This is a genomic window from Arthrobacter antibioticus (genome assembly GCF_030063205.1).
Lineage (GTDB): Bacteria > Actinomycetota > Actinomycetes > Actinomycetales > Micrococcaceae > Specibacter.
In genome coordinates this window covers 619,985-643,010 of record NZ_JASISQ010000001.1, presented here as the reverse complement: position 1 = coordinate 643,010, position 23,026 = coordinate 619,985, and the positions used below count along the sequence as shown (strand labels likewise).

23 protein-coding genes, 1 tRNA gene and 1 other RNA gene are annotated in these 23,026 nt (G+C 57.2%); 15 read left to right on the top strand and 10 right to left on the bottom strand.

Features of this window, described 5'->3' with window-relative positions:
* Positions 1 to 3: 3 nt before the first annotated feature.
* From QMG40_RS02990 to aceE, 5 genes are all read right to left on the bottom strand, one after another.
* On the bottom strand, positions 4 to 249 hold the full coding sequence (locus tag QMG40_RS02990) for an acyl carrier protein (protein WP_038462997.1): 246 nt from the start codon (positions 247 to 249) through the stop codon (positions 4 to 6).
* Between the two features lie 91 nt (positions 250 to 340).
* Positions 341 to 1,402 (bottom strand): beta-ketoacyl-ACP synthase III, encoded by a 1,062-nt coding sequence (locus QMG40_RS02985; RefSeq protein WP_283527738.1) that lies wholly within the window; start codon positions 1,400 to 1,402, stop codon positions 341 to 343.
* Positions 1,399 to 2,367, bottom strand: coding sequence for an ACP S-malonyltransferase (locus tag QMG40_RS02980; RefSeq protein ID WP_283527736.1), 969 nt, complete (start codon positions 2,365 to 2,367; stop codon positions 1,399 to 1,401). The genes QMG40_RS02985 and QMG40_RS02980 overlap by 4 nt, the downstream gene beginning before the upstream one ends.
* 142 nt (positions 2,368 to 2,509) lie before the next feature.
* Complete coding sequence (locus QMG40_RS02975; RefSeq protein WP_283527734.1) at positions 2,510 to 3,859, bottom strand: PucR family transcriptional regulator; 1,350 nt, start codon at positions 3,857 to 3,859, stop codon at positions 2,510 to 2,512.
* A gap of 177 nt (positions 3,860 to 4,036) precedes the next feature.
* Positions 4,037 to 6,781, bottom strand: a complete 2,745-nt coding sequence (gene aceE / locus QMG40_RS02970; protein WP_283527732.1) for a pyruvate dehydrogenase (acetyl-transferring), homodimeric type — start codon at positions 6,779 to 6,781, stop codon at positions 4,037 to 4,039.
* Between the two features lie 322 nt (positions 6,782 to 7,103).
* Between aceE and QMG40_RS02965 the strand changes: the two genes are divergently transcribed.
* From QMG40_RS02965 to QMG40_RS02935, 7 genes are all read left to right on the top strand, one after another.
* Positions 7,104 to 7,523, top strand: a complete 420-nt coding sequence (locus tag QMG40_RS02965) for a DUF3052 domain-containing protein (RefSeq protein WP_283527730.1) — start codon at positions 7,104 to 7,106, stop codon at positions 7,521 to 7,523.
* Entirely contained in the window at positions 7,523 to 7,999 is a 477-nt protein-coding gene (locus QMG40_RS02960) for a peroxiredoxin (RefSeq protein ID WP_283527728.1), read from the top strand. The genes QMG40_RS02965 and QMG40_RS02960 overlap by 1 nt, the downstream gene beginning before the upstream one ends.
* A 2-nt stretch (positions 8,000 to 8,001) precedes the next feature.
* Positions 8,002 to 8,949: a Sir2 family NAD-dependent protein deacetylase gene (locus QMG40_RS02955; protein ID WP_283527726.1), complete on the top strand. Its 948-nt coding sequence runs from the start codon at positions 8,002 to 8,004 to the stop codon at positions 8,947 to 8,949.
* A gap of 71 nt (positions 8,950 to 9,020) precedes the next feature.
* A tRNA-Val gene (locus QMG40_RS02950) sits at positions 9,021 to 9,096 on the top strand.
* A gap of 116 nt (positions 9,097 to 9,212) precedes the next feature.
* Entirely contained in the window at positions 9,213 to 10,115 is a 903-nt protein-coding gene (locus QMG40_RS02945) for an exonuclease domain-containing protein (RefSeq protein ID WP_283527724.1), read from the top strand.
* A gap of 124 nt (positions 10,116 to 10,239) precedes the next feature.
* Positions 10,240 to 10,542: a hypothetical protein gene (locus QMG40_RS02940; RefSeq protein ID WP_283527722.1), complete on the top strand. Its 303-nt coding sequence runs from the start codon at positions 10,240 to 10,242 to the stop codon at positions 10,540 to 10,542.
* Positions 10,543 to 10,734: 192 nt separating this feature from the next.
* Positions 10,735 to 10,869, top strand: coding sequence for a hypothetical protein (locus QMG40_RS02935; protein WP_283527720.1), 135 nt, complete (start codon positions 10,735 to 10,737; stop codon positions 10,867 to 10,869).
* Between the two features lie 63 nt (positions 10,870 to 10,932).
* Here the strand turns inward: QMG40_RS02935 and QMG40_RS02930 are convergent, their stop codons facing one another.
* Positions 10,933 to 11,994 carry a D-2-hydroxyacid dehydrogenase gene (locus QMG40_RS02930; protein WP_459252954.1) on the bottom strand — a complete coding sequence of 354 codons (1,062 nt, stop codon included), beginning with the start codon at positions 11,992 to 11,994 and terminating at the stop codon, positions 10,933 to 10,935.
* 237 nt (positions 11,995 to 12,231) lie between these two features.
* On the opposite strand from QMG40_RS02930, the gene gndA reads away from it, so the two are divergent.
* Both gndA and QMG40_RS02920 read left to right on the top strand, forming a co-directional pair.
* The gene (gndA, locus tag QMG40_RS02925) at positions 12,232 to 13,698 is read left to right on the top strand and encodes an NADP-dependent phosphogluconate dehydrogenase (RefSeq protein WP_283527716.1); all 1,467 of its coding nucleotides are present in this window, start codon (positions 12,232 to 12,234) and stop codon (positions 13,696 to 13,698) included.
* A 419-nt stretch (positions 13,699 to 14,117) separates the two neighbouring features.
* Entirely contained in the window at positions 14,118 to 14,390 is a 273-nt protein-coding gene (locus tag QMG40_RS02920) for a WHG domain-containing protein (RefSeq protein WP_283528606.1), read from the top strand.
* Positions 14,391 to 14,395: 5 nt separating this feature from the next.
* Here the strand turns inward: QMG40_RS02920 and epsC are convergent, their stop codons facing one another.
* From epsC to msrA, 3 genes are all read right to left on the bottom strand, one after another.
* Complete coding sequence (gene epsC / locus QMG40_RS02915) at positions 14,396 to 14,983, bottom strand: serine O-acetyltransferase EpsC (protein ID WP_283527714.1); 588 nt, start codon at positions 14,981 to 14,983, stop codon at positions 14,396 to 14,398.
* A 174-nt stretch (positions 14,984 to 15,157) separates the two neighbouring features.
* Complete coding sequence (cysK, locus tag QMG40_RS02910) at positions 15,158 to 16,093, bottom strand: cysteine synthase A (protein WP_283527712.1); 936 nt, start codon at positions 16,091 to 16,093, stop codon at positions 15,158 to 15,160.
* A gap of 91 nt (positions 16,094 to 16,184) precedes the next feature.
* Positions 16,185 to 16,709 (bottom strand): peptide-methionine (S)-S-oxide reductase MsrA, encoded by a 525-nt coding sequence (msrA, locus tag QMG40_RS02905; RefSeq protein WP_283528604.1) that lies wholly within the window; start codon positions 16,707 to 16,709, stop codon positions 16,185 to 16,187.
* An 86-nt stretch (positions 16,710 to 16,795) separates the two neighbouring features.
* Between msrA and QMG40_RS02900 the strand changes: the two genes are divergently transcribed.
* Positions 16,796 to 17,878: a Nif3-like dinuclear metal center hexameric protein gene (locus QMG40_RS02900; protein ID WP_283527710.1), complete on the top strand. Its 1,083-nt coding sequence runs from the start codon at positions 16,796 to 16,798 to the stop codon at positions 17,876 to 17,878.
* A 48-nt stretch (positions 17,879 to 17,926) separates the two neighbouring features.
* Positions 17,927 to 18,664: a zinc ribbon domain-containing protein gene (locus tag QMG40_RS02895; protein WP_283527709.1), complete on the top strand. Its 738-nt coding sequence runs from the start codon at positions 17,927 to 17,929 to the stop codon at positions 18,662 to 18,664.
* A 51-nt stretch (positions 18,665 to 18,715) separates the two neighbouring features.
* Here the strand turns inward: QMG40_RS02895 and QMG40_RS02890 are convergent, their stop codons facing one another.
* A complete protein-coding gene (locus QMG40_RS02890; RefSeq protein ID WP_283527707.1) occupies positions 18,716 to 19,480 on the bottom strand; it encodes a YaaA family protein in 765 nt (254 codons plus the stop codon).
* 219 nt (positions 19,481 to 19,699) lie between these two features.
* Between QMG40_RS02890 and QMG40_RS02885 the strand changes: the two genes are divergently transcribed.
* From QMG40_RS02885 to QMG40_RS02870, 4 genes are all read left to right on the top strand, one after another.
* A complete protein-coding gene (locus QMG40_RS02885) occupies positions 19,700 to 21,187 on the top strand; it encodes a glyceraldehyde-3-phosphate dehydrogenase (protein WP_283527705.1) in 1,488 nt (495 codons plus the stop codon).
* Positions 21,188 to 21,353: 166 nt separating this feature from the next.
* An RNA gene (gene rnpB / locus QMG40_RS02880) (RNase P RNA component class A) lies at positions 21,354 to 21,737 on the top strand.
* A 104-nt stretch (positions 21,738 to 21,841) separates the two neighbouring features.
* On the top strand, positions 21,842 to 22,000 hold the full coding sequence (locus QMG40_RS02875; RefSeq protein WP_283527703.1) for a hypothetical protein: 159 nt from the start codon (positions 21,842 to 21,844) through the stop codon (positions 21,998 to 22,000).
* Between the two features lie 216 nt (positions 22,001 to 22,216).
* Positions 22,217 to 23,023 carry an HNH endonuclease family protein gene (locus QMG40_RS02870; RefSeq protein ID WP_283527701.1) on the top strand — a complete coding sequence of 269 codons (807 nt, stop codon included), beginning with the start codon at positions 22,217 to 22,219 and terminating at the stop codon, positions 23,021 to 23,023.
* The last annotated feature ends 3 nt before the right edge of the window (positions 23,024 to 23,026 follow it).

Sequence of the window (23,026 nt, the reverse complement as noted above, 5' to 3'; positions counted from 1 at the left end):
TGCTTAAGCCTGTGCGCCTGCAATGAAGCTGACAGCGTCGCCAACGGTCTTGAGGTTCTTGACTTCCTCGTCCGGGATCTTCACGTCGAACTTCTCTTCAGCGTTGACAACAATCGTCATCATGGAGATGGAATCAATATCCAGGTCATCCGTGAAGGACTTGTCCAGCTCAACGGCCTCAGGGGCAAGGCCGGTCTCTTCATTGACGATTTCGGCCAAACCAGCCAGGATTTCTTCGTTGCTAGCCATTGACGGCTCCTTTTCTTCTTGTGCTGTGATCAAGGACTTGATCGTTTAATAGCATGTTGATCAAACCACGGATGTGGAGAGATACGTTTAATTAGGGCAGGCGCACTACTTGAGCGCCAAACACCAGTCCGGCACCAAAGCCGATCTGCAGCGAAAGTTTACCGGAAAGCTCCGGGTTCTCAGCGAGCAGTCGGTGTGTTGCCAAGGGGATGGAGGCAGCCGAGGTGTTTCCGGCGTCGGCAATGTCTCGACCAATAATGACGTGCTCAGGTAACTTCAGCTGCTTGGCGAGTTCATCAATGATGCGCATATTGGCTTGGTGGGGAACGAACGCGCCAAGGTCGGCAGCAGTTATACCTGCGTCCTCAAGCGCCTTCTTGGCCATCTTCGCCATCTCCCACACGGCCCATCGGAACACGGTCTGTCCGTCCTGGCGAAGGGTTGGCCACAGCGTTGAGTGAGCCTCATCTGCGGCGGCGTGAGCAACGCCGTCGCCCTTCATTGCCTGCTCGCTGAAGTCGCGGATGTCCAGCTGGGAGTGGGTCATACCAATGGTGTCCCACTTACTGCCGTCGGAGCCCCAAACGGTGGGGCTGATGCCGGGCTCGTCCGAGGGCCCGATAATAACCGCGCCAGCCCCGTCACCGAGCAAAAATGAAATGGTCCGCTCATGGTTGTCAATAACGTCGGAGAGTTTCTCCACTCCAACAACCAAAACGTATTCTGCAGTACCGGAACGCACCAGGGCGTCTCCTTGGGCCACGCCGTAGCAGTAGCCTGCGCAGGCAGCGGAGATGTCAAAGGCGGGAGCGGGTGAGGCCCCGAGCCGTTCGGCAATCAAGGCAGCCGCTGATGGCGTGGCGTAGGGGTGAGTCACTGTGGAGACAAGGACGGCGCCAATTTGTGTGGCGTCTATCCCGGCATGCTTGATGGCTTCGGCGCCTGCAGCCACGGCCATATCCACCACCGAGACATCTTTGGGGGCGCGGTGGCGGGTGATGATGCCTGTGCGTTGCTGGATCCACTCGTCGGAGGAATCGATCCACTGGCACACATCGTCATTGGTGACGATCGTGGTGGGGCGGTAGGCGCCAATGCCTAAGATGGCTGATCCGGCACGGAGCGTACTTTGCTTCAGAGTAGGTGTACTCACAATGTTCCTTCTTGGTGCGCGGAGTGTGCTGCCAGCAAGTCCTGGGCAGCCTGAAGATCATCGGGTGTTTTCACAGCAACGGTAGCAATTCCGGGCATGGCTCGCTTGGCCAGACCCGTCAACGTTCCGGCAGGGGCAAGCTCTATCAAAGCGGTCACGCCCATAGCGGTCATGGTTTCCATGCAAAGATCCCAGCGTACCGGTCGCGAGACTTGGGCGATCAAGGATTCAAGGGCGTCTGCTCCGGAACGTACCACGGCGCCGTCGTAGTTTGATAGCAGCGCAACCTGAGGCGTGTGAGGGGTCAGAGACGGGGAAAGTGCTTCCAGAGCCGAAACGGCAGGAGACATGTGGTGGGTGTGGAACGCACCAGCTACCTGGAGAGGGATTACCCGGGCTTTGGCTGGCGGGGCAGCCATGAGAGCGGCGATTTGTTCCAAGGTTCCGGCAGCGACCGTCTGTCCTTTGGAGTTGATGTTGGCCGGGGTCAGGCCGGTAGCTGCGATGGCTGCCAAGACCTCCTCTGGGTCTCCACCAACAACTGCCGCCATCCCTGTGGGTGTTGCGGCGGCGGCGTCGGCCATGCGGTTGGCACGTTCGCGCACAAAAGCCATGGCGTCAGAGTTGGAAAGGGTCCCTGTGATGGCGGCGGCGGTGATTTCACCCACCGAGTGTCCGGCAACCACCACTGAGCGTTGGGCCAGCTTGCTGGCAACATCGAGTGTGGCACCTTCAGTGCCGAGCAGTGCCTGAGCTGTAATGAGCCCGGCAGCAACAATCAGGGGTTGCGCTACGGCGGTGTCTTTGATGGTTTCGGCATCTGATGTGGTGCCGTGGGCCAGCAGATCAATTCCAGCGGCCTCGCTCAGGGTGAGCAGTTGTTCCCGCACACCTGGGCGTTCCAGCCATGGTGAGAGGAAACCGGGGGATTGGGAGCCCTGTCCAGGGCAGACTATTGCAAGCACATTAACCAGCTTTCCAAACTAAACCGCATTTTCAGGGTATTTTCTTGCACCAAGCTCTTCTCCACAATTTGTAGGAAGTCTACAATGGTGGTGCCTCTGCTGTGCTATCTCAGTCTTCTTTTAGGCGAAAAGAACTAAATTCTCATCCGGATCCTTCGCGGTGCGTGGGCAGGCCCTGTTTGCCCGGCAACGACTTGGTCGCTGCCTTTGGCACCGGCTTAGAAGAGATGACTTTGGCGGGCGTGGCAAGTCTGCCCACGATGATCGCTGTCTGCAAGACAAACGCTTCACGCGGAACCAGCGGATCCCAGCCAGTGACGTCGCAGACGCGTCGCAAGCGGTAACGGACCGTGTTGGAGTGCACAAAGAGTTCCCGGGCGGCGGCTTCCAGTGAATGCCCGCCTTGGAGATAGCTAATGAGCGTTTCGATCAAACCATTGGAGGCGGCCACAAGTGGCCGGTAGATGCTCAGCAACAGTGCGCGTCTGGCGGATTCATCGCCACCGATCACTCGCTCAGGCAGAAGGTCATCCGCGGAAACTGGGCGTGGGGCAGAGGACCATCCCTTAGCCACGGAGATACCGGCAAAAGCAGCCTTGGCCGATCCCGTGGCCTCAGCCAACGTGGGGGCCAGCGGGCCGTAAACAACAGGGCCGGGTGCGAAAAGTTCGCTCAGGCGGATGTAGGCAGATTCCGGATCGGTGACATTTCCGAGCACCAAAATGAGTTTGTCACCTTGGATACCCACCATCACATCCTCGGAAAAACGCCCGGCGGCCCTGCGGAGGGTGGCTAAGAATAAGGCGTTGGCTTCCTGGGGTGCGGCGCCCACCATGATGGTGAAGTGTCCGTGTGAGGTCCAGCCAAGCGCGGAGATCCGTGATTGCAGTGCGTCGGTGTTTTCCCCACGCAGGATGCCGTCAACGGCGAGGGCTTCCAAGCGCGTGTCCCAAGCGCCACGATTTTCTGCTGCCCGGGCATAGACATCGGCTGCCGCGAAGGCCACTTCTCTGGAATAGCGCAGTACTGCCTCGCGCAAATCCACTTGTTCTTCGGGGGCGGCTATTTCCGGGACCCTGTCTTCAACGACTTGGACCACTGTGCGGATCAATTGCAGGGCACGTTGAAGGCTGATGGAACGGGTCAGTTCAGTGGGTGCTGTGCCAAACACATCGGAGAGAACCCAGCTTGGTGAGGACGGGTGCTCATACCAAGAGACAAATGCAGTGATGCCATTCTGTGCCACCAGGCCAAGCGCCGAGCGTTCATCAGCGCTGAGTTTCCTGTACCAGGGCAAAGTATTTTCAAGCTCTTGGCGCATCATTGTTGACAGAGTGCCAACATTGGCCCGCAACCGCTCCAAAGTCTCCGACGTGTCCTTGATTCCAGGGCTCCTGTGTTGTAGTGCGTTTTTACTGCCTGTTGTGCTGGCTGAATTCTTGGCGGGTTTACTATCCGAGGGGGATCCCGCCGGCTTGTTAGTAACTGCCATATCTAGAGGATATGTCTTTAGTGCTCGAAGAGGTTATTTGTGTGAACCCAACAACTCAAGAATTAGTCGCCCTGCCTGTAGGTAGCGTGTTTCTGGGGCTTAACGTACAGCGGGTGCCTGGTGTTGCTGTAGAACCTCTACAGCAACATCAGGCACCCGGTAACGAACTCTTGTTGGTTAGCTGTCGCCGCCGGTGTTGCCGGTGGTTCCTGCGTTGATGTTGAGGAGGTCGTATTTTTGGGCTGCTTGTTGTGGTGTGTTGGTGTCGATGTCACCGTTTTTAGCGAGCATTTGTAGGGTGCGTACCACTATGGAGTGAGAGTCGATTTTGAAGTAGCGTCGTGCTGCTGCGCGGGTATCGGAGAAACCGAAGCCGTCTGCGCCGAGGGTCGCGAAGTCATTAGGCAGGAATTGACGGATTTGATCCGGGACTGCTTTCATGAAGTCACTCACGGCGATGATGGGTCCGTGCGCGTTAGCCATTTTCGCTGTGATGTACGGGGTGCGTGGGTCTTTTTCCGGGTGTAGGAACGCGTCTTCTTCAGCCGCGAGGCCATCGCGACGGAGCTCGGTCCAGGATGTTACTGACCAGACATCGGCTGCGACCCCCCATTCATCGGCAAGGATTTGCTGTGCTTCTAGGGCCCAGGGCACGGAGACTCCTGAAGCCAGGAGCTGGGTACGGGGCCCGTCATGCTCGCTTTTCTTGAGCAGATAGATCCCGCGGGTGATCCCTTCAACATCGATATCTTCGGGTGCTTTAGGTTGAATGATCGGCTCGTTATAAACAGTGATGTAGTACATCACGTTAGGATCCGTGGAGTCTTTACCGTACATCCGCTCTAGACCGGTGCGGATAATCACCCCGATCTCATACCCGTAGGCGGGATCGTAGGTGATCACTGCCGTATTGGTAGAGGCCAGGAGGGGGGAGTGCCCATCAGCGTGTTGGAGGCCTTCACCGGTGAGGGTAGTCCGCCCGGCGGTGGCACCAATAATGAACCCGCGCGTCATTTGATCCCCGGCAGCCCAGAACTGATCCCCGGTGCGTTGGAAACCAAACATGGAGTAAAACACGTAGACCGGGATCAATGGTTCCCCGTGGGTGGCGTACGCGGTACCGGCAGCGGTAAACGCCGCGACGGAGCCTGCTTCGTTAATACCGGCATGAACGATCTGCCCGGAAATGGACTCTTTATACGCTAAGACAAGATCACGGTCCACGGAGAGGTAGTTCTGCCCGTTGGGGTTGTAGATCTTCGCGGTCGGGAAGAACGCATCGATACCGAAGGTCCGTGCTTCATCCGGGATGATCGGGACAATACGCTGACCAATACCCTTATCGCGCATGAGGTCTTTAAGTAAACGCACGAACGCCATCGTGGTCGCGGCATGTTGCTTACCCGAGCCACGATTAGCGACTTCGTAGGTTTTATCCCCGGGGAGTTCTAACGCGGTGTGTTCAGAGCGGCGCTCGGGCACGAACCCGCCCAGGACCCGGCGGCGTTCCATCATGTACTGAATTTCCGGGGTATCCATCCCGGGATGGTAATACGGGGGACGGTACGGGTCCGCTTCAAGGACTTCATCAGAGATCGGCAGACGCAGGTGAGTACGGAAATCTTTCAAGTCCGAGAGCGTGAGCTTCTTCATCTGGTGCGTGGAGTTACGTGCCTCGAAGTGTGTCCCGAGTCCGTAACCCTTCACGGTGTGGGCCAGGATCACGGTGGGCTTGCCCTTGAACTCGCTTGCAGCTTTATACGCGGCGTAGACCTTGTGGTAGTCATGGCCGCCACGCTTGAGGTTCCAAACCTCGTCATCAGAAAGATGCGCGGCGAGTTCTTTAGTCTGGGGTGTTTGCCCGAAGAAATGCTCCCGAACGAACCCGCCAGATTCTGCCTTGTACGTTTGGTAGTCACCATCAACAGTGTCATTCATGACCTTGACCAAGGAACCATCTTCATCACGGGCAAGGAGGTCATCCCACTCACGACCCCACAAAACCTTGATCACGTTCCAGCCAGCACCACGGAAGAACGCTTCGAGTTCTTGAACGATCTTCCCGTTTCCACGAACCGGACCATCCAAGCGCTGTAAGTTGCAGTTAATAACAAACGTTAAGTTATCCAACTTGTCATTAGCGGCCAGTTGCAGCAGCCCACGCGATTCAGGCTCGTCCATTTCACCATCACCTAAAAACGCCCAGACCTGCTGCTCAGAGGTGTCTTTAATGCCACGGTTATGTAAATACCGGTTCGATTGCGCCTGATAAATAGCGTGCATCGGCCCGATACCCATCGAGACCGTAGGGAATTCCCAGAACTCCGGCATTAACCGTGGGTGGGGGTAAGACGACAGCGCGTGGCCTTCCTTGGATTTCTCCTGACGGAAACCATCCATGTCTTCCTCACTCAAACGCCCCTCAAGGAAAGCACGAGCGTACATACCAGGCGAGGCATGACCCTGGAAGAAAATCTGGTCTCCACCACCCGCATGATCCTTGCCACGGAAGAAGTGATTGAAACCCACCTCGTACAACGTCGCAGCACCAGCATAAGTAGAAATATGCCCGCCCACACCAATCTCAGGAGCCTGCGCACGATGCACCATCACAGCAGCATTCCACCGCAACCACGCACGATACTTACGCTCGATCTCCTCATTACCAGGAAAAACAGGCTCCTGATCAGCAGGAATCGTATTAACATAATCAGTCGTAGTCACCATCGGCACACCAACACTCTGCGCACCAGCACGCTGGAGCAAACTACGCATAATGTACTGGGCACGCTCAGTGCCACGCTCCTGAATCAACGAATCCAAAGACTCAAGCCATTCAGCAGTCTCTTCCGGATCACGATCAGGGAGCTGATTAGTCAACCCGCTAAGGATATGGGAGTTGTTCTCGTCTCCAGCAGCCACGTCCAACCTCTCTTAAAAGCAGTGTGGGGGGCCCAAAGCTGTGGCCATGGGCGTGTATAAACACTCTAGACCGCCGTTAGCGGTTGTGCGTAGCTGTGCCTATTGGATGACTACGGCCCGAACCCGCACCATGCTCACCAGCGCAGGGAACTCAAAGCTGTGCGAGTAATATAAATCACACCCAAATCGGCTTATTTACTGGTTTTTCGCAGGATAGGCATTGTCAATGATCCTTAAATAGAGGCAATATGGGCTGTCCCCCCTAGACTGGGGATACATATCAACAACCCGGCACGCAGGTGCTGACCCCAGGAGGAAAAACGTGAGCGAGGCCGACGCCGGCACTGTTGCCAAGGTGGCAGACAAATTGGGGTTCAAGGACGAGGATCTTGTCCAAGAACTCGGATACGACGACGACGTTGATTTTGACTTGCGCGACAGCATTGAGGACCTGATTGGGTCTGCAATGTTCGATGAGCATGATCACGACGTTGTAGACGCGGTCATCCTTTGGTGGCGCGCAAACGACGGAGACCTAGTGGATGCCCTGGTGGATTCACTGACCACTCTGGATGAGGGTGGGATTGTTTGGGTGCTTACACCCAAGCCGGGCCGTGCAGGTTTCGTCGAACCGGCGGACATTGCGGAAGCCGCACCCACAGCAGGGTTGCATGTGACAACGACGGCAGGTGCCTCTACTGACTGGGCCGCAACACGCTTGGCTCCGCGCAAGCGTCAGTAATGTACGACGGCGTCACGCACCCAGGTCTGCAAGTGGGGGACACTTCCCCCGACTTTTGCCTGCCAAACCAGTTTGGTGAGCCAGTTTCACTCACCGGGTTGCGTGGCACCGCCGTCGCCCTAGTGTTTTATCCCTTTGCTTTCTCTGGTATTTGTACCAGTGAATTGGCTGAACTGCGCGATAATTTAGCTGATTTTACCGAAGCTGGTGTGCGGGTACTGGCTGTGTCCGTTGATAGCAAGTACACCTTGCGTGCCTACGCGCAAGCCGAAGATTACAACTTTGAGCTCCTGGCTGACTTCTGGCCGCACGGTGAAGTTGCCAGCGCGTATCAGGTATTTGATTCTGTCCGTGGCATGGCTGGACGCAGCACGTTCCTGATCAATGCTGAGGGTGTCATTGCCGATATTTTTAGCACCCCTACGGCAGAAGGCCGTGAGCTTGCGCGGTACCGGCGGGCGATGGAGCGGCTCTGACCATGGACAGCGTGCGCCCAGGAATCGGTCAAACAGGCTTCGTGCGCCCTGATTCCGTGAGGAGCGCCGTAGCAACCAGTACAGGGTTGACCGCTACTGACATCGAGGCCTTGGATAGCCTCACGGTACTGCTGCGCGAATCCCCTGCTGCGTTTCTGACAGGGGCAGGTCTGAGCACCGATTCGGGCATACCTGACTACCGTGGTCCTGATGCCCCGGTGCGTAAACCCGTGACTTACCAAGAGTTCGTGGGGGACACCCTCTTGCGGCAGAGATATTGGGCAAGGAACCATGTGGGCTGGACCCACATGCATCATGCCGTTCCTAACTTAGGTCACTATGCCGCGGCTGCGCTGGAGCGTGGCGGGTACTCAAGTGGCATCATCACTCAAAATGTTGATGGTCTGCACGAAGACGCCGGAGCCACCAATGTGGTTGACCTGCATGGCCGGTTTGACCAGGTTGTGTGCATGGGGTGCAACAACACGTATTCCAGGACTTTTCTTGCCGGCATCCTGACTGAACTCAATCCTGGTTTCCTGGACGCTGTGGTGGCCGCCGGCGGAGTTTCGGCGGCGCCCGATGCTGACGCTGACCTGGAGGGCGAGAAGCTCATCTCCGAGTTCCAAGTTGCCAGGTGTCCTCTGTGCGGTGGCATGCTGAAGCCAGATTTCGTTTTCTTTGGTGAAAACGTACCCAAGGAAAGGGTGCTGCGCTCCTTTGGGATGGTTGATTCGGCCGAGCTGCTGATTGTTGCAGGCTCGTCATTGACAGTCATGAGCGGCTTGCGTTTTGTAAAAAAAGCCGCCAAAGATGGCAAGCACGTGGTGATTATCAACCGGGGTATAACAAGGGGGGATCCGCTGGCTGACGTGAAGTTGGATATTGGTGTGGGAGAGGCTCTGGGTTACTTGGCAGATGAGCTGGGGCTCGATTGGCGCAATCACTAAAACATGATGTACAGTAGTTTCTCGTTGGTCAGGCCAACAAGCGCAATGCTTGTAAGCCTTAAGCAATGAATGGGTCTTTAGCTCAGCTGGTAGAGCGCCACGTTTACACCGTGGATGTCATCGGTTCGATCCCGGTAGGACCCACCAAAGAAAACCCCGTGAATTCAAGGCGAAAGCTAAGAATCCACGGGGTTTTTTGTTCGTTGAGAGCTGAGCAAATTTTGTACGTGTTGGGCATTATCGAGTACTGACTAGGGAAGCTCATGCAGGGGATATCTTTCACAGCTATTGATTTTGAGACAGCCAATAACTTCCGGGCATCGGCTTGCGCAGTCGGTCTGACGAAGGTTCGGGCAGGAGTTGTTGTTGAACAGGCAACGTGGTTGATGAATCCGCTGCCCGGTTACAACGAGTTCCACCCTGTCAATGTGGCAATCCACGGCATAACCGCAACTCAAGTGCGCAACATGCCTAGCTGGAGTGGCATTCACGGACCCATGATGGACTTTATTGCTGGCGATGCGTTGGTGGGCCACAACGTTAGCTTTGAGAAGTCAGTGATTTCCAAGGCAAATGAGGTGTGTGGGCTCCCAGCGCCCACACTGGATTTTCATTGCACGCTGGCTCTCGCCCGCAAGTTCTTGAAACTGGAGCATTACGCACTTTCAGATGTTGTGGATGCCTTAGAACTTCCGGCCTTCAACCACCACGATGCCGGTGACGACGCCCGGGCGAGTGCCCTGATAGCCCTGGAACTGGCCCGGCGCAACGATGTGTCCAGTCTGGCCGCTCTCTGGCCTGGTGGCGGCAGTGCCGCCCCGCAAACGCCCAGCTACTACGCTGCGGGCTACACAAGAAAACTGGCCGATCTACCGCAGGCTAACCCTAATGCAAATGCCTATGGTCCCCTTTTTGGTCAAACAATAGTATTTAGCGGAGACCTGGCGGCCATGCCGAGGGTGGAAGCCCAGGACGCTGCGGCAGCCAGGGGTGCCTCCATTGCCAACAGCACAACGAAAAAAGTTACCCTGGTTGTCTGTGCCGAGTTGGAGCGGGGCGGGCGCCCCAGCGCCAAGGTCAAGCGGGCCTACGAGCTCGCTGCGACCGGGCAGGATATTGCGGTCATCGGGGAGCTGAAGTTTCTGCGCCTGCTCGCCTTCAAGTAGCTGGCCCCCTCTTCGTGAGGTTGGAGATAATGACGCCACCGCCGACCCGGCGGAGGCGTCATTATCTCCAACCTCACGCTATGGGCAGGCACCAATGTCAGTCCCTGTCCGTAGCATCTGTGACATGAAAACGGGTGTGGAAGAAGTGACGGTAACAATGACCGCGGCAGGGGTTCCTGCCGCTGTTCACCGAGATGGCCGGGTCTGGCTGGTGGGCGCCGAGCCTGTGCGTTGGTATGAGCGGGTTGAATGGTGGAAACATGCGCAGCGCATGCCCAAGGGGCAGGGGCGCGTGGATGTGCAGGTGTGGCGCTTACAGGCTCGTCTTGGGCGTAACCTGCGCAGTGAGCTGGTCACCATGGAATTAGAGCGTGACGCTGATGGCGCGCCATGGCGGGTTCGCGGTCCACTGCAGATGGCAAGTTGATGGGGGCCAATGATTGCAAATGACCGCAGTGGCCCAAGCTGCTGCTTAAAATAAAAGGCTCCCCGCCACAGCTATTGGGGGACGCTGTGGTGGGGAACCAGTACTAAAAATATAACAACTGGCACGGCCAGATGCAAACTGACACACTCCATTGCCAGATGTTCACAGCTTGGGGTCAAGAAGAAGTTTCACATGCTGAAACTTGAGGCAAAAAAATCCGCAGCACCGGAGAAACTCTCAAAACGGGCACTTAAATTGGTGGACCTTCCACTGTGGCTATTGGGGGACGCCACAGGGGAAGGCCTGGAGAAAATATACCTCTCCTAGGGGAAAAACACAACAACGGACGTTCTACCTCTGCGGTGGAGGCCCTGTGGTGGCAGCTGTGAGCTAGTAGAAGTAGACAGAATCCACAGGGTGCAATAGCTCCTCGTCGGCCTGAAAGCGCGTGAGGTTCTCGATGAAACGCTCGGCAATGAGACGGTTCTCCGCTGCACTCAAGGCTGAGCAGTGGGGTGAGACCAACACAAGTGGGTGCGACCATAGTTCACTGTTCGTTGGCAACGGCTCCTCGGCGAAGACATCGAGGCAAGCGTATGAGAGCTGGCCATTGTTCAGTGCTGCCAAGAGATCCTCCTCGTCAACAACCGTGCCACGGCCCACATTGATCAGAATCGTGCCCGGTTTCATGGCGTTGAAGATTTTTGAATTGATTAGTTTTTCCGTATAGGGCGTTCCAGGGAGAGTGTTGATGAGAACGTCGGCTGTGGCCACAAGATCGGGAAGTCCGGCGGTGTCGGTGACTACGTCTATACCGTCGATGGCTTCTACGTTGCGTTTGGTGCCGCTGACGTTCATGCCTAGTGCCCGGGCCAGGCGCGCAGTTTCAAGACCAATCTCGCCAAGTCCGGCAATGACTACGTTGGAGCCACTGAGCAAACGTGTAGGGCTCCGGAGCTCCGGCCAGTGCTTCGCGGCCTGATCGGCGGCAAGCGCTACTGTGCCTTTGAAGCCGTTCAGGATGCCTAGCATGGCAAATTCAGCTAGTGGCAAGGCGTGGACGCCAGCAGAGCTGGTGACAGTTATACGCGCTAGGTCTGAGGGGGACAGGTTGGCCGCCTTGACGGTGCCACCTGCGCCGGCTGCCATGGCTTGAATCCACCGCAGCTTCGGGCTTGAGGAGATGCTAGCCAGCCCCTGAGCATCTTCATTGGGAAAACCGTAGAGCACATCGGCGCTGCGGAGCATTTTCCAATAGCGCGCTTCCTGTTCGGCTGTTCGTTTGAACGCCGGATCCCCTGCGTGGTCGGCCGGGAACCGCTCCGGTGGCAGCAGTTCGGGTTCATAGCGAACGGTCACGGTTGGATGCGCCGACTTGATGCGCTCCACAAGCTCGGAGCTGAGTGGAACAGCAATCGCAATCGTAATATTTTTAGGGCTCATAATCTTCATCGTAATGAAGTGCACACAAAATACTGAACCACGTCCATAGAAACTCGGGTCCGGCTCCAGACCCGTAAATTTTTATAAAGCCAGTCTCAAATGAGACAAGCATCTGTATGCCCGCTCAGCCGCGCACCACCAGCATGTTCGCGCACCTGTCCGCCCGAAAAATCCTGTAACCAACTGGGGAACCTGAGTCGTCACCGATATGCTGGAGGAAACTGTTCAATTCACTCTGGAGGTAGCATGTCTGCACAAAATGACACTGCACAAACTGGCACAGCACAGATGGGCGTCACTGGCCTAGCCGTCATGGGCGCCAACTTGGCCCGCAACCTGGCCCGCAACGGATATACAGTGGCGCTGCACAACCGCTCGGTTGAAAAAACCGACGCGTTGTTGGATGCCCACGGCACCGAAGGAAACTTCGTGCGCACCCAGACGCTCGCCGAACTTGTAGAGTCGTTGGAGAAACCGCGCCGCGTGCTCATGATGGTTAAGGCCGGCGCTCCCGTTGACTCGGTGATCGATGCCCTCGTGCCGCTCATGGAGGCCGGAGACATCATCATAGATGGCGGCAACTCCAACTTCCAGGACACCCGCCGCCGTGAAGCCGCCTTAGCCAAAAAAGACTTGCACTTCGTAGGTGTTGGCGTATCCGGAGGTGAAGAAGGTGCCCTGCTGGGCCCGTCCATCATGCCCGGTGGCTCCAAGGAATCCTACGACGCCCTGGGTCCGCTGCTGGAAAAGATCTCCGCCAAGGTGGACGGCCAGCCTTGCTGTGCATGGATTGGAACTGACGGTGCCGGCCACTTTGTGAAAATGGTCCATAACGGTATTGAGTATGCGGACATGCAGGTCATCGGTGAGGCCTACGACCTCCTCCGCAGCGCCGCCGGCATCGAACCGGCTGAGCAGGCAGAGATCTTCAAGAAGTGGAACGAGGGGCAGCTGGCCTCATTCCTGATTGAAATCACAGCCGAGGTGCTGGGTCATGTTGATGCCAAGACCGGCAAGCCGCTGGTTGATGTCATTGTTGACTCGGCAGGCCAGAAAGGCACGGGCCGCTGGACTGTCCAGTCAGCCCTTGATCTTGGCTCACCCACCTCGGCGATCGCCGAGTCCGTGTTTGCTCGCGGACTGTCTTCCCAGCGCAACCAGCGTGCCATTGGCCAAGAGGTCCTGACCGGCCATGAGGTTTCCGTGGAACTAGGCGCGGACTTTGTTGAAGATGTCCGCCAGGCTCTCTATGCGTCCAAACTGATTAGCTACGCCCAAGGCATCGACATGTTGACCTCCGCGGCCACCGAGTACAACTGGGATCTGAAGCTTGACGAGATCGCTTCCCTATGGCGCGGCGGCTGCATCATCCGTGCAGAGCTGCTCAAGGACATCACAAAGGCCTACGCGGCAGAAGAGAAGCCGGCGAACCTGTTGTTCGCGCCGGCGTTCGCAGCCGAAATTGCCGAGGTTCTCCCAGCTTGGCGCCGCGTGGTGTCCACCGCCGTTCAGCTTGGCATCCCGGTTCCGGTGTTCTCTTCCTCGCTTGCGTACTACGACGGGTTACGCCGCAAGCGCCTGCCCGCCGCGCTGACCCAGGGACTGCGCGACCTCTTCGGCGCCCACACGTACAACCGTGTTGACGAAGAAGGTACGTTTCACACCCAGTGGAGCGGGGACAAATCCGAGGTAAGTGCCGTAGACACTCACTAATCCACGGTGGCGAACGACGGCGGCGGGTAACCTTTGAAAAAAAGGTTACCCGCCGCCGTCGTTCTGGGGTGCGGTGATCAGCGGCCCAAGCGCTGACGTGCCGTTCCTGCGCTCTGCCTCATGAACGCTCGCCACGGGGCAAAGTGAAGGGGTCTCCAGCGCTGGCGGCAAAGTCCTGTCGATGCTCGGGGCTTTCCCAGTAGGCGAAAAATGTGGGGCCTAAGGCAAGACCTCCTATGCACACCGCTAAAGTTTTTATCAGGCGCATGGACGCGGCTGTCTAAGGCGTGGCAGCCGATGTTAAAGAAGAATTTCGCATGCTCGCGGCGTCTGCGTCCGCGGCAGCACCGCGGGGCTTGCTGGCGCTGGGTCGGGCATTTCGGGAATGGGCACTGTGACAACCGGTGCTTCACTTGCTCATGTTTGCCGGCTGGCAAGGATCAGGGGATCGCCGTGAGGGAGCGCTGGACTTTTTCCATGAAGCGCTGGCGCCACTGGTGGCTGCCGTGTCTGCACTGCTTGAGAACGCACCTGCAGCTGGACCTCCGGCCGCAGTCGCCATGGCAGTCTGGGGGCAAGTCCACGGACTCGTCAGTCTGGAGCTCTCGGGGGCGGGGCTGTCCATGGACGCCTGGACGGATGCGAATGAAGCCGCACTTTCCTCCATAGCCCGCGCCTACGTGGGTAGCTGAAAGAACTAAATCCACATGGCCGGGTCGATGTACTCCGCTGGATCGACGGCCGGAGCCATCTCACGCTTAGCGTCTCGATGCCGCCATGTGGCTGGGACGCCCGTGATGATGGAGTTACAAGGTGCCTCTTTGACCACGACGGCGTTGGCGCCAATGGCGGAGTCACTGCCAATGGTGATGGGGCCCAGCACCTTCGCACCGGCACCTATGGTGACACGGTCGCCGATGGTTGGGTGCCTCTTGACCTTGGCCAGAGAACGGCCCCCGAGGGTTACCCCGTGATAGATCATGACGTCATCACCAATGTTGCTTGTCTCGCCAATAACAACGCCCATGCCGTGGTCGATGAAGAAGCGCCTGCCAATGGTGGCACCCGGATGGATCTCGATTCCTGTGACAAAACGCGCCAACTGTGACAATGCCCTTGCAGGAAACCGCAATCCCGGTTTAGCCCACATCTTGTGGGTTAGCCGATGCATCCAGATGGCATGGAGCCCCGAGTATATGAAAAAGTTTTCTGCCGAACTGCGGGCAGCCGGATCATGCGAGCGGGCCGACTCGAGGTCTTCATGTATTCTGCTGAAAAATCCCACAGACTTCCTTCAGTTGAGCGCCACAGATAATTCTTGGCGTGGTTTGCCATGCCTGCGCAAAGGAGCCGTCCCACTACGCAGCGTTCGAACAAACAAAGTCCCCAGACGGCAAGACCCGCATCACTGACACCGACAGCGTCATTGATGCGGGAAATATTCCGCCAAGGATACTTACTAGCCCCGGATGTCGTCGTAAAGCACTGTGGAAATGTAGCGTTCGCCGAAATCGCAGATGATGGCGACTATGAGTTTGCCGGCGTTTTCCGGGCGTTTAGCCAGTTCCAGGGCAGCCCAGACGATCGCTCCGGAGGAAATGCCGCCCAAGATCCCTTCTTTGACACCGAGTTCGCGGGCAACCCGGACGGAGTCCTCTAGCGTGGCGTCGAATACTTCGTCGTAGATGTCTTGATCCAGAATTTCAGGAATAAAGTTGGCGCCCAGACCCTGAATCTTGTGGGGGCCAGGGGCCCCACCGTTGAGGATGGCCGAATCTAGGGGCTCCACGGCAACAATCTGCACGCCGGGCTTGCGTTCCTTGAGGACTTGGCCAACACCTGTGACGGTTCCACCGGTACCAACTCCGGCAACGAAGATATCAACGGCCCCATCGGTGTCGTTCCAGATTTCCTCGGCGGTGGTACGCCGGTGCGCCTCGGGGTTTGCAACATTGGCGAATTGTTGGGCCCAGACAGCATTTTCCGTGTTGGCGACGATTTCCTTCGCTCGGTCTAGGGATCCGCGCATACCCTCGGAACCCGGCGTCAAAACAATCTCAGCACCGTACGCACGGAGCATGACGCGCCGCTCAGTGGACATTGTCTCTGGCATGGTCAGGATAACTTTGTAGCCGCGTGCAGCGCCAACCATGGCCAAGGCGATGCCTGTGTTCCCTGAGGTGCCCTCCACAATAGTGCCACCGGGCTTGAGTTCCCCCGACGCCTCTGCTGCATCAACAATGGCGACACCGATCCTGTCCTTGACGCTGTTGGCAGGGTTGTAGAACTCCAGCTTCACAGCCACCGTGGCATCCAGGCCTTCAGTTAGGCGGTTGAGGCGCACCAAGGGTGTGCCGCCCACCAATTGGGTAACATTGTCATAAATCCGTGCCATGACTTCTCCTTCAATTCTTTCGTGAACCGGTGTGCTGCAGTCTCGGGGTGCTCGGTATGTTCGCCAGCGTAGCGATTCCTGCGGGGTGTTCCTACGCGGAAAGCCACTTCGCGTAATGTTTTCTTACTTTGGCGATTTTTGGGTCGATAATGACCCTGCAGTAGCCGACTTCCGGGCGCTGGGCATAGAAATCCTGGTGATCTGCGGTGGCAGGATAGATGACCCCCAGTGGTGAGACTTCCGTAACTATTGGGTCATCCCACAACGGCTGGTTGCGCTCAATAGCAGCATGGAAAGCTGCTTCTTCCTCAGCATCGCGGTAGTACATGGCTGAGCGGTACTGGGTTCCGGCGTCGTACCCCTGCCGATTGAGCGTGGTGGGATCGTGCTGCACAAAGAACATGTCCAAGATGACGTCCGGGGGAATGATACTTTCATCAAAAGTCACCGATACCACCTCCGCATGTCCTGTCATGCCAGTACAGATTTGTTCATACGTGGGATTTGGCAGGGCCCCGGCAGTGTAACCGGACACTACGGATTCCACGCCTTTGGTCATTTGGTAGACGGCATCGAGGCACCAAAAGCACCCACCGCCCAATACAAAAGTCTTCATGTTCATTTATAAGTCATTTGGTGGCCACAAGATTCCCCAACGGCTTTGAAGTCTCCACTGGGCGCTCTCGCCAGTAAGGTAGGACTATGAGTAAGGAATCATTTCTTCCCACGCACGACGACGGAACTGGCGCAGGTGCCCACGGCGCCGAGGCAGTCACCGGCACAGATCAGGAACAAGATCCAGATCAGGAAAAAGATCCAGTCCAGGAACAAAATCCAGACCAGGAACAAGATTCGTTTCCGGAACAAGATTCGCTCCAGGCTCCGGATCAGGACTCAGGGCCGGATCAAGTCTCAGGGCCGGGCGAGGATGCATTGTTTGCCTTGGAGACTCCGGTACTCTCAGACATTCTCGTCGCTGTTGAGGAGCTGTGGCCGGAATCCTTGGCTGAAGAATGGGACCGTGTGGGTCTGGTAGTTGGCCGCCCTGAGGCGGAAGTAGACAGAATCATGTTCGCTGTTGACCCCACACTTGAGGTCATTGATGAGGCGTTGGAATGGGGTGCGCAACTGTTGATCACCCACCACCCCTTGTTGCTTAAAGGCGTGAACTCGGTGGCCGCCACCTCGGGGAAAGGCAGGGCAATCCACAGGCTGATCGAAGGTGGTTGTGCCCTGCTGACTGTCCATACCAATGGCGATAGCGCTGTAGGTGGCGTCTCCGATGTACTTGCCGACGTTCTTGGCCTGAGCGATGCGCAACCGCTTATGGCAGCCAAACACGGTTTAGTCGAAGAAGGAATTGGCCGTGTTGGCATGCTGCCGGGAGCCGAAAAGTTGGGTGACTTGGCCGCGCGGATCTTCTTAACGCTGCCAGCCGTTGCCGGAGGTGTGCGGGTGGCGGGGGATAAAAACGCGCTTGTCCATAAGGTGGCGGTGTGCGGAGGGGCCGGAGATAGCTTGTTTGACGCTGTTCGTGCCAGTGATGCCGATGTATACGTCACTGCGGACCTGCGTCATCACCCGGCCTCGGAAGCCCGTGAGGCACGCGCGGACGGAAAGCCTTTCCTCATCGACCTCTCGCACTTTGCCAGCGAATGGCTATGGCTTCCTGCCGCGGCCCAAGCCCTGGGTAATGTTCTGAGCGACCAGGGCTTTGAGGCTGAATTGGCAGTGAGTCAGACAAACACGGACCCGTGGGACTTTATTCTCACCCCCGGGAACTAGGCTTGCCCATGAGAATAACCACGCACGTGATGTAGCAGGAGGACTTACATGGCTAAGGCAGCACCGGGCGAGCAAATGCGCTTGCTGGAGATTCAGGGCTTTGACGGCAAACTACGCGGGCTTGATGTTCAGGCTAAGGCGCTGAAAGAAGATCCTCGCCTTCCGGATTTACACGCTGGGGTAACAGTGGCTAAAAGTGATCTTGTAGTCCTTGATACGGCAGTGAGTGATGCTCACAGGACACTAACGAAGGCTGAAGATGATGTGGCGGCTGTAGTTGCCCGGATTGAACGCGACGAGACGAAATTGAACAGTGGCAGTGGATTGTCAAAAGATCTCATGGCGCTGCAGAGTGAGATTGAATCCTTGAATCATCGCCGGGGCGATCTTGAGGACACCCAGCTGGAGGCTATGGAGGCCTTCGAGGAGGCAACGTCGAAGCAAGAGGCTCAGCACGGCCTCGTGGCACAGATGCAATCTGTTCTTGACGAGGTTTTGGATGAGCTGCGCAGCAAATTGGGTGCACTGAAAATGGAGCGCGACGCCACTTTGGCCGAACGGGCTGAGCTGGCCGCCACCTTTGCCCCGGACCTGCTGGCCATTTACGACAGGGCCCTGGGCAAATACGGTGTTGGCGCTGCCCGCTTGTTCCACGGAAAATCAGAAGGTTCAGGCATGCAGCTCAGCGCTGGCGACCTGGTTGAGATCAAAAAGTCAACGCCTGAGACCCTTGTCTTTTGCCCGGATTCAGGTGCCATTCTGGTCCGTTCCGAGGACTGGGGCTAGACCGCATTCCCACTGGTGCTTGGCTATTTGGAGCTTCGGTGGTCGGAAAGCTCAGTCACTGAGGATGATGTTCAGGGCGTGCGCTTTGCGCGAAGTTCCTGCCACGAGTTCAACCGTCCATCGTTCTCCGGCGGCACGGGCCAGCTGCTCCGGGTTTTGTGGTGACGCACCACGGCGAGTCAGCAAGTGTCTGGCTAGTTCCCCGCGGGTGTGTTTGGCGAAGTGTGAGACCACTTTGCGTGTGCCGTCACGTTCTGTGAAAACGTTGATGGCCACAGTGCGCACGGGGTCAGGGACCCACGCGGCGGCGTAACTGCTGGAGCGGCAATCGACCATGAGATGATCTTGGGCGTGCTCCGCCAACGCCGCGGCTAGCCGCGGTTTCCAGTAGCTGGCTAGCTTCCCCAGCCCTGGCAGGCCTACGGACATGGAGAGACGATAGGCGGGGATGCTATCAGCGAATCCCACGGCTCCCCAGAGACCGGAGATCACAAGGATTGTGGCATCCGCTTTGCGTTTTTGGGTTGTTGTGAGGTTTGAATACCCTAGGGCGTCAAAAAGCACACCGGTGTAGATGCTGTGGGCCGGTGCGGCTGGCTCTTTCATCAGGCGCATGTTCCGTGAGACCTCATGCCCCAAGGTTGCTCCTACGCCCAGCTGACGGAGTGCATCATCTTGTCCCGACACGGAGGCCAACGCAACTGCCACCTCGTGGCGGGCGGCGGTCAGCGAGGGAAAGCTCAAATTAGCCAAGTCAGCGGGGGAACCGGTCTGGGCCGGGGTCTTACCTTCAGAAGGGGGAAGCAAAATTAGCACTGTTCGAGCTTATCTGTTGGTGAGTGGGTCAATCTCCACTAAGACTCCAGGTCATCAGGGGATGCTCCGGCGTAGAGACGTCACGTCATCCCGTATAGTTCATTTCTAGATAGACCGGTCTAGTGAACCGTCTCACTGAACTCGCCAGTAACATCTGTGCGCTGGCACACTAGAGGTGGCTTGAACCAAGGGTGTTTTGAGCTGGAAGAGGATGATTACGTGGTGCAAGAACTCGCGGCAAACAATAGTGAAGCCGTCCTAGAGTCATGGATCGAACGCGAAACCATGGCGGAAGCTATGATTCCGCTTATTGGCCGCCTGTATCGTGAGAATAACGTGATTCTCTCAGTACATGGACGCAGCCTGATCAACCAGTCCGCCGTCAGCTTGCTGAAGGCGCACCGTTTTGCCCGCCATGTTGACGGAGTTCTACTCCGTCCAGAAGAAACACTGCCCATGCTCCTTGCATTGACAGCCCTTCGTCTGGGCCCGGCGTCGATTAACCTGGCCACGTTGAATCTCAAATACGCCCAAGAGGGTGTAGGTCAGAGCCGCGAAGAATTCCTGCGCGTTGAGCTAGCTGAGATCGTGGACCGCCAGGGGCAGGATCCGCGGCGAGGCAAGGATGTAGTCCTCTACGGTTTCGGGCGGATCGGCCGGCTGCTGGCCAGGATCCTCATTGAACACGCCGGGGGCGGTCAGGGCTTGCGGCTCCGGGCGATTGTTGTGCGCAATGGTGGCGAATCTGACCTGACCAAACGTGCCAGCTTGTTGCGCCGTGACTCCGTCCATGGGCCTTTCAACGGCACTATCACCGTTGATGAAGAGCGCAACATCATCCAGGCCAATGGCACAGCCATTCAGGTTATCTACTCGGATGATCCTTCCGCCATCGACTACACCGCTTTCAATATTCACGACGCCCTGATTGTGGATAACACCGGCCGGTGGCGCGATGAGGAAGGCCTCTCGCAGCACCTGCAGAGCAAGGGTGCCTCCCGGGTGTTGCTCACCGCACCAGGCAAAGGGGCGCTAAAGAACGTGGTGCATGGAATCAACCATGACACCATCAAGGATGAAGATAAGATCATCACCGCCGCCTCCTGTACCACCAACGCCATCACACCGGTGCTCAAGGCGCTCAACGACAAGTACGGTATTGTCCATGGGCATGTTGAAACTGTGCACTCCTTCACGAATGATCAAAACCTGACGGATAACTTCCATAAGGGAGACCGCCGGGGGCGATCTGCAGCGCTGAACATGGTTTTGACCGAAACCGGAGCTGCAAAGGCCGTAGCCAAGGCACTGCCCGAGCTCGCCGGTAAACTCTCTGGTAACTCCATCCGTGTCCCTACCCCGAATGTGTCGATGGCGATCTTGAATTTGACACTTGAAAACGGCACTACCAAAGAAGAAATCAACACATATTTGCGGGATATGTCCTTGAATTCCGGGCTGCGCAAGCAGATCGATTTCATTGACTCTCCGGAAGTGGTTTCCAGCGATTTTATTGGTTCACGCAGGGCCGGAATTGTGGATGGTCTAGCAACGATCAGCAATGACAAGCATTTGGTTCTCTACGTCTGGTATGACAACGAATTCGGCTACAGCTGCCAAGTGGTCCGCGTGATGGAAGAGATGGCAGGGGTCCACCCGCGTCAATTCCCCGCAGTGGAAGAATCACCGGTACTGTTGCCGGCGTAACGTAACGGCGTGTCAAAGGTGCTGGTCGGCGTCGTACTTTAAAGTACGACGCCGACCGGCACCTTTAGCTTTAACCTCACCCCGGTAGAATTCTGGACCAGACCCAGCTGCCCAGTCTTGCTCCGCTCGATCGGTGTCCCTGCGACCTGTACACTTAGTTGCTGGATAGGGCAGCTAGGCAACCGCGAGCCACGCAAGTGACTCGAGGAACGTCCGGGCTCCACAGAACAGGGTGGTGGGTAACGCCCACTCGGGGTAACTCGCAGGAAAGTGCCACAGAAAGTAAACCGCCCGCACGGCTCGCAAGAGCCGGCGCAGGTAAGGGTGAAACGGTGGTGTAAGAGACCACCAGTTCCCCAGGTGACTGGGGAAGCTCGGTAAACCCCGCCCGGAGCAAGGCCAGACAGGGCATGACTGAGGGCTGTTCGCCCGAGTGTCTGGGTAGGCCGCTAGAGGGCGTCGGCAACGGCGTTCGTAGATGGATGGTTGCCTCTCCGCAGCGGGTAACTGTTGCGGATGACAAAACCCGGCGTATCGGCTGCCCTATCCACTTAAACTTTCCCAATCCGTGAATCGACCGCGAGATGTACCACTACTTCCTACCCGGCTGTGGGTCACTTTTCATTAGCGGCGATGGTGCGGTAAGTTTATGCGATGGTTGGAATAATAATTGCACTTCTTGTCATTTGGCTTGTCCTTTCGATCCTTGGTTTTGTGGTCAAGGGCCTGTTCTGGCTGGCGGTCGTTGGAATCGTCCTGTTCGTGGCTACGGCTGCTATCGGCTGGGTCCGGCGAAACGCCCTGAATAAATAGCACCACTGAATGAGTAGTTGTAAATGGGTCGGTCACTTTAGGTGGCCGGCCTTTTTGCTGCCTGAGGGTTACAACGGCTGCCAGATTCTTCATACACACGCCACATCGGCCTGTGGATAACTCAGAACGCGCCAACGGCTATGTCTCTAGACTTGTTCCAGCACGACATATTCAACGACACAGCCGCTGGTGAGGGAATCAAGGTGGGCAGGGGCCATGGCACGCCACACACAACTCCAACTCCAACGGCACCGACCGCAGGCGCAATGCCGTGCCCCCGTGCGCGCCGCAATTGCTCTAGCCTTGCTGGTTCTAGTGCTCTTGAGCGGCTGGCTGCACAGTTCGGGGCGGTGGCCTTTCGTACCAGAGGCCGGCCCGGCTCCATCGTTCAGCACACCGACGCCAGTTCTGGGCGGGCCAGTCATTGCAGTATCGACAGGAAGCGCCATGATGCTGCTGGACACTCTGGAGGTTAAGGGGAAAGCTCCGGGCAAGGACTACCAACGCAGCGCCTTCGGTGAAGCCTGGATGGACGCCGACGCCAACGGCTGCGACACTCGCAACGATGTCTTGCGAAGAGATCTTCAAGGGGTTGCGTTCAGTGCCGGTTCCCATTGCGTAGTGGCCTCCGGTGTTCTCGCTGAGCCATATACAGGAGCGGAAGTTCACTTCCAACGGGGCAAGGACAGCAGCGGGGCAGTTCAAATCGACCATGTGGTGGCTCTTGGCAATGCGTGGCAGACCGGCGCACCAGCGCTGTCGGGGTTGCAACGCCAAAGTTTAGCCAACGATCCCTTGAACCTTCTGGCGGCAGATGGGCCGGCGAATCAAGAAAAATCTGATGGCGACGCAGCCACGTGGCTGCCAGCGTCCAAAAAATTTCGCTGCCACTATGTTGCCCGCCAAATTTCCGTCAAAGCCGCCTACAACCTCTGGGTAACGGCAGCAGAAAAAGCGGCCATGAAACGTGTCCTTGGCCCGTGTCCGCAGCAGCAAAGCTTGCCATCTGGATACCTGAATTGAAGA

Coding starts and splice junctions, on each gene's coding strand:
- QMG40_RS02920 (WP_283528606.1), top strand. CDS start 14,118: ATGTTTGCCGGCTGGCAAGGATCAGGGGATCGCCGTGAGGGAGCGCTG.
- QMG40_RS02875 (WP_283527703.1), top strand. CDS start 21,842: ATGGTTGGAATAATAATTGCACTTCTTGTCATTTGGCTTGTCCTTTCG.
- QMG40_RS02990 (WP_038462997.1), bottom strand. CDS start 249: ATGGCTAGCAACGAAGAAATCCTGGCTGGTTTGGCCGAAATCGTCAAT.
- QMG40_RS02895 (WP_283527709.1), top strand. CDS start 17,927: ATGGCTAAGGCAGCACCGGGCGAGCAAATGCGCTTGCTGGAGATTCAG.
- msrA (WP_283528604.1), bottom strand. CDS start 16,709: ATGAAGACTTTTGTATTGGGCGGTGGGTGCTTTTGGTGCCTCGATGCC.
- QMG40_RS02945 (WP_283527724.1), top strand. CDS start 9,213: ATGCAGGGGATATCTTTCACAGCTATTGATTTTGAGACAGCCAATAAC.
- QMG40_RS02930 (WP_459252954.1), bottom strand. CDS start 11,994: ATGAAGATTATGAGCCCTAAAAATATTACGATTGCGATTGCTGTTCCA.
- cysK (WP_283527712.1), bottom strand. CDS start 16,093: ATGGCACGGATTTATGACAATGTTACCCAATTGGTGGGCGGCACACCC.
- QMG40_RS02935 (WP_283527720.1), top strand. CDS start 10,735: ATGCTGAAACTTGAGGCAAAAAAATCCGCAGCACCGGAGAAACTCTCA.
- gndA (WP_283527716.1), top strand. CDS start 12,232: ATGTCTGCACAAAATGACACTGCACAAACTGGCACAGCACAGATGGGC.
- QMG40_RS02955 (WP_283527726.1), top strand. CDS start 8,002: ATGGACAGCGTGCGCCCAGGAATCGGTCAAACAGGCTTCGTGCGCCCT.
- QMG40_RS02975 (WP_283527734.1), bottom strand. CDS start 3,859: ATGGCAGTTACTAACAAGCCGGCGGGATCCCCCTCGGATAGTAAACCC.
- QMG40_RS02870 (WP_283527701.1), top strand. CDS start 22,217: ATGGCACGCCACACACAACTCCAACTCCAACGGCACCGACCGCAGGCG.
- QMG40_RS02960 (WP_283527728.1), top strand. CDS start 7,523: ATGTACGACGGCGTCACGCACCCAGGTCTGCAAGTGGGGGACACTTCC.
- QMG40_RS02940 (WP_283527722.1), top strand. CDS start 10,240: ATGAAAACGGGTGTGGAAGAAGTGACGGTAACAATGACCGCGGCAGGG.
- QMG40_RS02900 (WP_283527710.1), top strand. CDS start 16,796: ATGAGTAAGGAATCATTTCTTCCCACGCACGACGACGGAACTGGCGCA.